General features: G+C 51.3%; 10 protein-coding genes, 3 tRNA genes and 1 pseudogene. 10 read left to right on the top strand and 4 right to left on the bottom strand.

Annotated features, from left to right (window positions below; translation table 11 throughout):
- Positions 1-715: riboflavin biosynthesis protein RibF (locus J7L64_02770; protein ID MCD6451279.1), on the top strand; the 715-nt coding region annotated here is incomplete at its 5' end.
- Here the strand turns inward: J7L64_02770 and J7L64_02775 are convergent.
- Complete coding sequence (locus tag J7L64_02775) at positions 676-972, bottom strand: hypothetical protein (protein MCD6451280.1); 297 nt, start codon at positions 970-972, stop codon at positions 676-678. The two genes, J7L64_02770 and J7L64_02775, sit on opposite strands and share 40 nt — an antisense overlap.
- 121 nt (positions 973-1093) lie before the next feature.
- Between J7L64_02775 and cysS the strand changes: the two are divergent.
- The 6 genes and pseudogenes from cysS (at position 1094) to J7L64_02805 (ending at position 4857) form a co-directional block, all read left to right on the top strand.
- Positions 1094-2491: pseudogene (cysS, locus tag J7L64_02780) on the top strand (cysteine--tRNA ligase).
- A gap of 51 nt (positions 2492-2542) precedes the next feature.
- Positions 2543-3883: an acetyl ornithine aminotransferase family protein gene (locus tag J7L64_02785; GenBank protein ID MCD6451281.1), complete on the top strand. Its 1341-nt coding sequence runs from the start codon at positions 2543-2545 to the stop codon at positions 3881-3883.
- A gap of 25 nt (positions 3884-3908) precedes the next feature.
- Positions 3909-4283 (top strand): YraN family protein, encoded by a 375-nt coding sequence (locus J7L64_02790; GenBank protein MCD6451282.1) that lies wholly within the window; start codon positions 3909-3911, stop codon positions 4281-4283.
- A gap of 78 nt (positions 4284-4361) precedes the next feature.
- Positions 4362-4436 (top strand) — tRNA-Gly (locus J7L64_02795).
- A gap of 10 nt (positions 4437-4446) precedes the next feature.
- Positions 4447-4521, top strand: a tRNA-Cys gene (locus J7L64_02800).
- Between the two features lie 247 nt (positions 4522-4768).
- Positions 4769-4857, top strand: a tRNA-Leu gene (locus J7L64_02805).
- Between the two features lie 126 nt (positions 4858-4983).
- On the opposite strand, the gene J7L64_02810 is transcribed toward J7L64_02805, so the two are convergent.
- Positions 4984-6126, bottom strand: coding sequence for an EVE domain-containing protein (locus J7L64_02810; protein MCD6451283.1), 1143 nt, complete (start codon positions 6124-6126; stop codon positions 4984-4986).
- Positions 6127-6469: 343 nt separating this feature from the next.
- Between J7L64_02810 and J7L64_02815 the strand changes: the two genes are divergently transcribed.
- Positions 6470-7588, top strand: a complete 1119-nt coding sequence (locus J7L64_02815) for a hypothetical protein (protein MCD6451284.1) — start codon at positions 6470-6472, stop codon at positions 7586-7588.
- Positions 7589-7643: 55 nt separating this feature from the next.
- Here J7L64_02815 and J7L64_02820 read toward each other — a convergent pair whose 3' ends face one another.
- Both J7L64_02820 and J7L64_02825 read right to left on the bottom strand, forming a co-directional pair.
- A complete protein-coding gene (locus J7L64_02820; GenBank protein ID MCD6451285.1) occupies positions 7644-8429 on the bottom strand; it encodes an SDR family oxidoreductase in 786 nt (261 codons plus the stop codon).
- Between the two features lie 22 nt (positions 8430-8451).
- Positions 8452-8691: a hypothetical protein gene (locus J7L64_02825; GenBank protein MCD6451286.1), complete on the bottom strand. Its 240-nt coding sequence runs from the start codon at positions 8689-8691 to the stop codon at positions 8452-8454.
- A gap of 189 nt (positions 8692-8880) precedes the next feature.
- Here J7L64_02825 and J7L64_02830 point away from each other — a divergent pair, with 189 nt between their 5' ends.
- Positions 8881-9996 (top strand): aminotransferase class I/II-fold pyridoxal phosphate-dependent enzyme, encoded by a 1116-nt coding sequence (locus tag J7L64_02830; protein MCD6451287.1) that lies wholly within the window; start codon positions 8881-8883, stop codon positions 9994-9996.
- Between the two features lie 13 nt (positions 9997-10009).
- Positions 10010-11047, top strand: a complete 1038-nt coding sequence (locus J7L64_02835; GenBank protein ID MCD6451288.1) for an anion permease — start codon at positions 10010-10012, stop codon at positions 11045-11047.
- Positions 11048-11111 lie beyond the last annotated feature (64 nt).

Here is an 11111-nt window from a genome sequence, read left to right on the forward strand (position 1 = left end):
GGAGTTGATCGGGAAGCTCGGTGCGGATATCCTCGTCTTCCTTCCCTTCGATGAGCGGGTTGCTGCCACCCCTGCCCGGGATTTCGTCCTCACCCATCTCATTTACGGGATCGGGATGAAGGCGATCTACCTGAGCCGATATTTTGGCTTGGGGAAGGGAAGGGGAGGTGATTCCTCCCTCCTTAAGGAGCTATCCGAGGAGCACCGCTTCGAGGTGGTGGTGGTCGATGAGGTCATAGTAGGGGGAGAGATCGTCTCAAGCAGTAGTATCAGAGAGAGGATCGTGGCGGGGAAGGTGGATGAGGCAGCGTGCTTCCTTGGACGAAACTATTTCATTGATGGGAAGGTTATTCCAGGGGAAAGAAGGGGAGCAAGACTCAGCTTTCCCACCGCTAACCTGAAGCCGGAAAATGAGCTCATCCCCGGTGATGGTGTCTATATCACCTTGGTAAGCTATAAAGGGGAAAAGCTTTACAGCCTCACCAATATTGGTCCTCCTGCCACCTTCGGGGTGAAGGAGCGGAGGGTTGAGGTTCACCTGCTCGATTTCAACGGGGAACTATATGGAGAGAGGATCAGGGTCCATTTCCTTAAAAGGCTCCGCCCAGTGAGGAGGTTTGATGACGAAGAACAGCTCAAAAGACAGATAGAGGATGATGTCTCCCGGGCAAGGGATTACTTCTCCTCGCTTTCCCCGAAGAGCTTTTCCCACTGAGATTTTGCCTCGGCGCTTTTCTCGTTTCCCCGTTTTATATCTTCTTTCCTTAGCTTAAAGAAGGTGCAGAAGTTGGCTCCCTCCCGATCGGCGACCCAGTCGGAAGCCGGCTCCCGGCATTTATTGTGGGCGCTCTCGTCGTAGAACTCGCAGTTCAAACAGCAATGGACAGCAGAAGAGCAGTTGGGGCAGAGATCCTCCCTGCTCGGGAGGTAATCATCAGGGAATTTGTAGCCACAAAAGAAGCAGGTAGCCATTTTCTTTTCCCCCTCATCATTAAACCACAAGGATAAAGCCCGGTCAATCGGCGAATGGGCTGGATTTAACCCCTCTTTCCGTGTTATATTAGTTAGCTATCGAGATAAAGGGGGGTGTTCTATGCTCCGTTTTTTCAATACATTGACGGGAAGGATCGAGGAGTTTCATCCCTTATCTGAGGGCGAGGTACGGATGTATACCTGTGGTCCCACGGTTTACGATTACGCCCACATCGGAAACTTCCGGGCGTACATCTTTGAAGACCTTCTCAGGCGCCACCTAAAATTCCGTGGCTTTCGGGTAATCCAGGTGATGAACATCACCGACATTGACGATAAGATCATCCGCCGGGCGAACGAGGCAGGGGAGGATATCTTCACCTTTGCCTCCCGCTACATCGAGGCGTTCTTCGAGGACATCAACGCCCTCCGCATCGAACGGGCAGAGTATTACCCTCGGGCTACCGAGCACATAGAGGATATGAAGAGGCTCATCGAGAGATTGATCGAGAAGGGACACGCCTACATCAAGGAGGGGTCCGTTTATTTTAAGATAGATACCTTCCCCGACTATGGGAAGCTCTCCAAGCTCGATCCGGAATCGCTTGAAGTTGGAAGCAGGGTGGATGCGGATGAGTACACCAAAGACGATGTTCGCGACTTCGCTCTATGGAAGGCGAGGAAGGAGGGAGAGCCTTATTGGGATTCCCCCTGGGGTGAGGGGAGACCGGGTTGGCATATCGAGTGCTCGGCGATGAGTATGCGTTACCTCGGGGAGACCTTTGATATCCACACCGGCGGGGTGGATAACATCTTCCCCCATCACGAGAACGAGATAGCCCAGAGCGAGGCAGCAACAGGGAAACCGTTTGTCCGCTACTGGCTCCATTGTCAGCACCTCGTCGTCGAGGGGGAGAAGATGAGCAAGTCGAAGGGGAACTTCTACACCCTCCGCGATCTCCTTGAGAAGGGGTACGACCCGGTAGCGATCAGGTATCTCCTTCTTGCCACTCATTACCGCAAGCCTTTAAATTTCACCTTCGAGGGGCTCAGGAATGCAGAAACCACGGTAGAACGGATAAACGATTTTCTTGACAGGTTGGCAAGCTCGTCCTTTACCTCCTCGGGAAACGGAGCTCTCGAGAAGGCGATCAGCCGGGCAGAGGAGAAGTTCACCGCCGAGCTCGATGATGATCTCAATATCTCCGGGGCACTCGCTGCCCTTTTCGAACTGATAAAGGAGGCGAACACCGCCCTCGATAGCGGAGCGGTTTAAGAAGGGGAGAGGGGGAAGATCCTCTCCCTTTTCCGCAATTGGAACCGTGTCCTCGGAGTGATCGAGGAGCCGGAGGAGCTTCCCGATGAGCTTTTGAGGCTCATCAGGGAGAGGAACGAGGCGAGGCGGGCGAGGAACTATAAGCTTGCCGACGAGATAAGGGCAAGGCTCCTCGAGAAGGGTATCGTGCTTGAGGATACCAAGTACGGCACCCGCTGGCGGCGGAAATCCCTCCGGGATTGATTGGTTGGATGTATGAGCTTTTATCGGGCTTAATTACAAGGAGGTGTAATTATGTCTTCTGATAAGTTTCCCGAGATAAAGACGAAGCTTCCCGGTCCCCGAGCGAAGGAGGTTATCGAGCGGGATGGGCGGTTCATCTCCAAGTCTTATACCCGCTCTTATCCTATGGTGGCGAAGAAGGGTACGGGGGCGGTTGTTGAGGATGTGGATGGCAACCGGTTCCTCGACTTCACCGCCGGGATAGCGGTCTGTGCCACCGGCCATTCCCATCCTGAGGTGGTATCTGCGGTGAAGAAACAGGCAGAGGCGCTCATCCATATGTCGGGGACCGACTTCTACTACGAGCCGCAGGTGGATCTGGCGGAGAAGATGAACGAGATCGCCCCGATATCCGGTGAGTGTAAGAGCTTCTTCGGTAATTCCGGTGCCGAGGCAATAGAGGCAGCGATGAAGCTTGCCCGCTACTACACCAAGCGTCCCATCTACATCGCCTTTTATGGAGCGTTTCACGGGCGGACCTTTGGTGCCCTCTCCCTCACCGCGAGCAAGAGCGTTCAGCGGAAGTTCTTCTCCCCGCTTCTTCCTTCGGTGGTTCACAGCCCCTATGCCTACTGCTACCGTTGTCCCTTCGGCAAGGAGGTTAAATCTTGCGATCTTGAGTGCGTCAAGTTCCTCGAGGACTACATCTTCGAGAAGGAGGTACCGCCGGAGGAGGTGGCAGCGATAGTGGTTGAGCCAATCCAGGGAGAAGGGGGCTATATTGTCCCGCCGGATAAGTTCATCAAGAGACTGCATCAAATAGCGAAGAAGTACGGCATCCTCTTCGTCTCCGACGAAGTTCAGGCGGGGATGGGGAGGACGGGCAAGATGTTCGCCATCGAGCATTTCGGCGTAGAGCCCGATATCATCACCGTTGCCAAAGGTATCGCCTCGGGGATGCCGCTTGGGATAATGGTCTCCCGGAGGGAGATAATGGATGCCTGGGTGCCCGGCTCCCATGCCTCGACCTTCGGTGGAAACCCGGTCTCCTGCGCTGCCGCCCTTGCCACCATCAAACTGCTTAAGGAGAAGTACATCGAGAATGCGGCGAAGGTTGGCGGTTATATCCTTGAGGAGCTCACCAAGATGAAGGATCGGCATCGTCTCATCGGCGATGTGCGGGGCAAGGGGCTGATGATCGCTGTGGAGATGGTGAAGGACAAGGAAACCAAGGAGAAAGCTCCGGAGGAGCGGAACAAGGTGGTCTATAAGGCGTTTGAGAAGGGACTTTTGGTCCTCGCCTGTGGTCCGAACGGGCTTAGGTTCTCGCCCCCGTTGGTGGTGGATAAGGAGCAGGCGGAGAGGGCGCTTTCCATATTCGAGGAGGCGCTCACCGAGGTGGAGAAAGGATAAATTGCGAGGCTTTCTCTCGCACCTGATAGCGAAGCTCAAGAGGAAGGCGAACCCCCATCTCTTCGGGAAGAGGGGTGAGGAGCTCGCCTCATCTTTCCTCAGGAAGAAGGGGTATCGGATCGTGGAGCGAGGGTATCGGACTCGGTTCGGGGAGATAGATATCATCGCCTATGATGGGGAGGTGCTCTGTTTCATCGAGGTGAAGGCGAGAAGGTCGGATAAAAAGGGTCTTCCCGAGGAGGCGATTCCTCCCTGGAAGCGAGAGCGGATCAGGAGGATGGCTGAAGGGTATCTTGGGAGTAAGGGTTTTTCCGATATCCCCTGTCGGTTCGATGTGGTCGCCATCTACTCGCCGGAACGAGGAAAGGTGGAGATCAACCTGATCAAGGACGCTTTTTAGTAGATTTGATCCTCTTTCCCGGGTTAAAAACGGGCTTGACAGGGGAAAGAGGGGTGTTATATATTTAAATTCGGCGGAGCGGGAATAGCTCAGGGGTAGAGCGCAACCTTGCCAAGGTTGATGTCGCGGGTTCGAATCCCGTTTCCCGCTCCAAACTTTTTGAGGCGGCGTAGCCAAGTGGTAAGGCGGAGGTCTGCAAAACCTCTATACCTCGGTTCGATTCCGAGCGCCGCCTCCAATTTTTTGCCTTCTTCTCCAATGGACGGTTGGGCAGTCGTGGGTTTTCTTCCTTCCTCCTTGTAGTTCCCCCTTCTTGACAAAGGGTGTCCCCGGTGCTATAAAGGAGGGTGATCTATTAGAGTTGGTAGGGATGAGGGATCTGCAGAGGGCGGTGGAAGTTTTTAAGTGGTATTTTTAGTCATTTGGCAGAAAGTTCTTTGTTTTTTGCAATCGGTTTGTTTGTAACTTCTTAGAGGAATAAGCCTGCCGGGGTGGCGGAATTGGTAGACGCAAGGGACTTAAAATCCCTCGGGGCTTAGGCTCCGTGCCGGTTCGAGTCCGGCCCCCGGCACCAGATCATTTAATTAAGATAAGAGAATTACTTCCTTTTATCCGAGAAAAGATAAATAGAAATCTCACTAATGCTTACGCTGAGTTTTCTCTTGGCTTCAAGGTGGCTGCAATAGTGTTTAAGAAGGTGTTATCCTTTGTCTATTTGTCGAGTCAAAAGCTTAAAGTCGTTTTCGCTTAACTTGCGGATTGAGGTAACAAACCATCCCCACGCTTTGTTTGGATCGATACCGCGAAAAGCTTCAAGCGAAATTCGCATTGCTGTATCTATAACGACTGGATTGTCAAAGTAAAGCTTTACATCTTTAAGCTGAAACACCCAAGGATATTGCTCTGGGTGTTTAATTTTAGGATGAGTTTTTCTTTCGGGCGTAGAAGCTATCTTAGCGTGAGCAACCACCCCAATTCCGGAGGCATAGAAACAGATTAAATCTCCAGCTTTTAGATGTTTTCTCCCGGGGGTCCTTTCACCAATAGCATGAACTTTTCCTTCGCCTATGAGGTCCTTAATAATCTCCTCTGCTGTCCTTTTTTTATCTCCTCTCACCGGAGCGAGCCAATATTCTATCTCTTTTTTTGTCTTTTTTTCTTTTCCAACCTCTTCTTCTGTGCCTATTTCAGGTTCTGGTCGAGTCAATAGTCGGGATATCAACCCTGCGATATGGTCAATAGTAGGACCTGAAGGTTTAATAATGCCAAGGATATCTTCATGACTTATCTCATATTCATTTATAGCCTCAGCCAGTGAAATCAGGGACTCGACAGAGATGATTCTCAGCTGATTTGTTCTTTTTTCGGCTATTATGGAGTTTTCAAGCTGATTTAGGCCAGAGTCAGGACGCCCAATAACATACAGGCCGAGAGCATGATCCCAATCAGGAATGACCTTTTGTGAGATCAGACTATTAATATAACCAACGAGTGTAGTAGTTTTAATTGCGTAAGCTTCCGTAGTTTTTACCTCGATGACCAAGTAAAATCCTGTAGGAGATCTCCAAAGCCCATCATATCCTATTTCGCCATACACGCCCTTATATCGTCCGAAGGTTACTTCAAATCCAAGAAATTCTCCCAGGTAATTAACCAGGTCCTGTAAAGCTTTGTTATATTGATCCCCGCTTTTTCTCAGACATTCGTCAATATAATCTCTGATCTGGCCAATTTCCTTGAGATTTTCTTTAAGAAACTGTCTAAATCTTTCTCTGGGAACATCATCTCCGGGAGTGTCGTCCAACCTTCCTACTAAGGATAATATTTTGGTAAGCGTGATTATCATCTTTCTCCCCTTTTTAAATCCTTAACGAGATTACAATATCATTTATACTTGAGATACTATTGAAGCACAAGTTGTGTGATAATTGAAATTCAAATATTTTGAGCTTATATTCTCTACCGGCCCCGGCACCAGATTATTTATTAATAACTTACAGCCTCCCCCAAATATCCCCCTTTTGAAAGATCCTTGAATTCTGCTAGTTTGCTCCCTCCCGGGTTAAAGTAATGGAGATGGATGGGGTAAAAGGGAGGTGAAGGACGTTTGTTATCACCTCTTGCTCAATGGAAAAATCTCTACAGATCTCCCTCCTTGTGCTAAAGTAAAGGAAGGGTGAGGGAAGATGACATCCATTGTCGAGCTTGAGGAGAAGGTAGCTAAGTTAGGGAGAAGGGAGCAAGGGCTATTCGGGAGGATCTTCGAGCTCTTCTCCGCTTGGGGGGAGCTTAAGATCCCAGCCACATTCAGGGGGAAGGTTAGGGAGTACTTTGGCAGGAGGGATGAAGCGGGGAATATCCTCGAATCCGAAGAGGAGGTAGTAGCGAGGATCGAGTCTCAAAGGTTGGTGAGGATAAGGAACAGGATCACCGGGGAGGAGGCGCTCTTCAACCGGCTACGGGCGGAAAGGCCCGGGGTGCGGGAGGAGAAGAGGAGGAAGGAAGAGGATAAGCTTCACCAGTTCATCGAGGAGGCGAGAAGGGGTTGTGATTTCTGCGATCCGGAAAAATACACCTCGGAGGATGTCTTCGGCAGGGTGAGGGGGAAGCACTCCATCACCGCTGCCAACCTCGCCAAGTACGATGCCCATCACGGGCTGGTGATATTCGACAATCACAATCCCCTCGAGTTCACCAAAGAGGAGTTCTTCGATTACCTTGCTACCGCTTTTTCCTGGTTCGCCAAGGTCGAGGAGTATGATCCTCGTCTCCGCTATCCCTTTCTGATGTGGAACTCGCTGCCCCGGGCAGGGGCATCCCAGGTTCACGGGCATATGCAGGTGCTGATGAGCAGGGATTATTACGCCAGGGTCTCCGCACTTTTTAAATCGGCTCGGCGATATCGAGAGGAGTACCACGGGGATTACTTCGCTGATCTCTACCGGGTGCACGATGCGGTTGGGCTTGCCCATTCTTACCGGGAGGTGAAGGTATTGGCTCATCTCACCCCAGTTAAGGAAAAGGAGATAATGATAATCGGAGATTCCCTTGATGAACCCTTTAGGGAAGCCATCTTTAAGACGCTCCGCGCCTATATCGATCGCCTTTCGGTGATGAGCTTCAACCTCTCGTTTGCCATCCCCGTCCCCCCCGATGACTTTCCTTACATCGTGAGGATGGTGGACAGGGGGAGCATCTTCAAGGTAACCTCTGACATCGGAGCGATGGAGCTTTATGGAACCAATGTCATCGCCAGCGATCCTTACAAGGTGATCGAGGTGGTGAGGGAGTTCCTCCGCTTATAACTAAGGGGTTCTCCGTCCGGAGGAGGTTTTGTTTGCTTTTTTCTTTTGTTTCTCCCTAAGCCAATCCTCCGCCATCGACCACGAGAAAAGAGCCGGTGATCCAGGAGGACATATCGCTTGCGAGAAAGAGTATCGCCTTTGCTATGTCCTCGGGCGTTCCCACCCTGTTTATGGGTCTTTCCCCCGCCTCCTTCATAAATTTATCGAGGTCCTCACCCAGCTGGGCGCATTCCCCCCGGAGGAGAGGGGTATCCACATCGCCAGGGCAGACGCAGTTCACCCTGATATTGTCCTGTCCGTGATCGATCGCCATTGCCCGGGTGAGGTTCAATACCCCGCCTTTGGCAGCGCAATAAGAGGCGGCTTTGGGACCACCCTTAAGTGACCAGCCGGAGCCGATGTTGATGATGCTTCCCCCACCGTTTCTCACCATATGGGGTATCACATAATGGGAGAGGAGATATACCCCCTTAAGGGTGATATCGATTGCCCGGTCCCACTCCTCCTCGGAAAGATCGACCACATCCTTCCTTATGATTATGCCCGCATTGTTCACCAGGATGTCTATCTTGCCGAACCTTCTTACCGTTTCCTCGACCCCTTCCTTGCAGTCGGAGGCGGAAGCGACATCGCATCTTATGAAGATTGCTTCAGTTCCTAAGTTCTCTATCTCGGAGACTGCTTCCTTCCCCTTTTTCTCGTCGATGTCGAATATGGTGATCCTGGCGCCCATCTCCCCAAGTAGCTTTGCGGTTCCCAAGCCGATCCCCGATGCCCCTCCGCTGATCAGCGCCACCTTACCCTCCAGGGAGAGTAGCTTTGTCGCTCGCGAGCTGTTCATAGGGTTCCTCCTTACTTCCACATCACCGTTTTTTCGAAGGGGGTGAGACCTTTTCCGCATCCCTTCCCGAGACGGTACCGACATAGGCGGTCTCAGCGACGAATTTAGCTGAAGGGATGTTCACCGAAAACGCCTTCCGGGCGAGGATGTTCCCCGCCCCAAGCGAGACCTTTCCCCCATCCTTTTCCGCCGGCAGGGAAAGGGCAGCTCCAAAAACGATGCCAAGGATCAATGCCGGGATAAAAATTGTTTCCTTTTTCATCGCCTATCCCCCTTAGATTTTTTCCATTGGTGGGAAAATGTTAGCATAGGGAACGGAGGATATCAAACGAAGTAGCTTTCTCACCGTTTACGAGCCACCATCTTTTGTGCTAACTTAGAGTAAGCGAAGGCATCATCGGGAGCGATGGGTGATTGAGAGAAGGGAACATCCTTTGGAAGGAGAATCGCTATGAGGATAGAAACCTTTGAGATGGAGCGGTGGCAATCGAAGTGGGAGCATCGGGTCTCCTACAATCTCTCGGAAAGTGGGGTTCATCCCCTTTCCTTTGAGGAGCTCGTCCCCAGGGAGGAGCTTGAGCGTCTCCTTAAGCTGCGGTTAGGTTACATCCAGACCAACGGGACGAAGGAGCTCAAGCAGAGGATTATGAGATATTACCCCGGGGCAGGGGAGGGGAATATCCTCGTTACCACCGGCTCTTGTGAGGCGAATTTCCTCCTCATCTTTTCCCTCATCGAGCAGGGGGATGAGGCGGTCTTTATGCTTCCCAACTTTATGCAGATCTATGGCCTTTTACGGGCGTTCGGGGCGGAGGTCAAGACATTTACCCTGAGGGAGGAACTCCGCTGGATGCCCGATCTTTCCGAACTCAAGAGGGCAATAACCAAGAGGACGAAGCTCATCTGTATCACCAATCCCAATAACCCAACCGGTGCCCGGCTGAATGACGAAGTGCGGGGGGCGGTAATCGATCTCGCTAAGTGGGCGGGTGCCTGGCTCATTGTGGATGAGGTATATCAAGGGGCAGAGCTCGATGGGAGGATCACCCCGACCTTCTTCGGCTCTTATGAGAAGTGCATCGTCGTCTCTGGACTGTCTAAGGCTTATGGTCTTCCCGGGTTGAGGGTGGGCTGGATAGTGGGACCGGAGAAGGTTATCGATAAGCTCTGGAGCTATAAGGACTATACCACCATCACCATAAGCGGCCCAAGCGATCGCTTAGCCCGGCTGGTACTCGAGCCCGAAATGAGGGAGAGGATCCTTGAAAGGACGCGGAGGATCATAAGGGGCAACCTCGATATCCTTGAGGGGTGGATCAAGGAGAATGGTCTTTTCCATCTCGTTCCCCCATCTGCAGGGGCGATAGCCTTTGCCCGGTATGATCTCGATATCAATGCCACTGAGCTTGCCCACCGGGTGAGGGAGAGGAAGGGGGTGCTCCTTCAGCCCGGGGATCAATTGGGGATGGATGGCTATATCCGCTTCGGCTTGGGCGAGGAGAGCGATCGGTTCCGGGAGGCGCTTTCCTTGGTAGGGGAGGAGCTGAAGGAATTGCGAGCCGGTTGAGGGAGGTAGTAGTATGTTCTCAGCGATGTTTTCTATACTCTTGCTTCCGTTTCTTGTAGCGATGTTTTTAGCGATAAATATGGGGGGTAGCGGGACCTCTCCTGCTTTTTCCGCCGCCTATGGTTCGGGTATCATAAAGAGAGAGTTGATCCCAGGGCTATTCGGAATATTTGTTCTCTTCGGCGCCATTGTTGCTGGTAAAAAGGTGGTATTGACCATAGGTAAGGGGGTTCTGCCTGGCGAAATAATGAGCCTTACCCTGACTACGATAATTCTATTCTCAGTTTCCTTCTCCCTTCTTATGGCGAATTTATTGAGGGTACCTCAATCGACAAGTCAAGCAACGGTTTTTGCCCTTATCGGTCCTGCTATTTATTTTAAGGTTCTTCAGTCCCACAAGTTGTTTCTGGAGATAATCCCTACTTGGTTCATCTGCCCTGTGCTCTCTTTTTTGATAACCCTATCGGTAGGGAAATTTATTTATGCTCCCTTGAAGCGGAGGAATAGCATTAAAATGAGGAGAATTTCTCAACATCCTCTTATAAGGGTCGTTGTTATATTAGCAGCTTGCTATGTCTCCTTTGCCATTGGTTCCAATAATGTGGCGAATGCTGCTGGTCCTATAGCTTCAATGGTGGCAAACAGGCTTCACATCGGGCTAAACGGGGAGAATTTTTTGCTCATTATGATCCTTGCAACCCTGATCACTGCCCCTTGTTTTGGTATTGGAAGCTCTCTATTCGGAGCTCGGGTATTGGAGACGACGGGGAAAGAAATAGTGAGGTTCGGTCCTTTAGGGGCGACCCTGATCTCGTTTGTTACCGCTACCTTATTGCTACTTTCCTCGGTGACGAGGGGCATCCCTACCTCCTTGGTGCAGATGAATACTGCAGCGATAATTGGCTTAGGTGTTTCTAAAATGGGGTGGAGGGGTGTCTTTAGCCAAGTTTCGGTAAAGAGATTACTTACCATCTGGCTCATTGCCCCAATAATCTCCCTCTTTTTGTCTTTCTCCCTCACCTTAATAGCAGATAAGATGGGCTGGCTATAGAGTGCATTTCCCCTTCGATTAAAAAACTCCCTCCCCAACCTTTAGACTGTTGGGGAGGGAAGGA

It is taken from the genome of Acidobacteriota bacterium (assembly GCA_021161905.1).
Lineage (GTDB): Bacteria > Acidobacteriota > B3-B38 > Guanabaribacteriales > JAGGZT01 > JAGGZT01.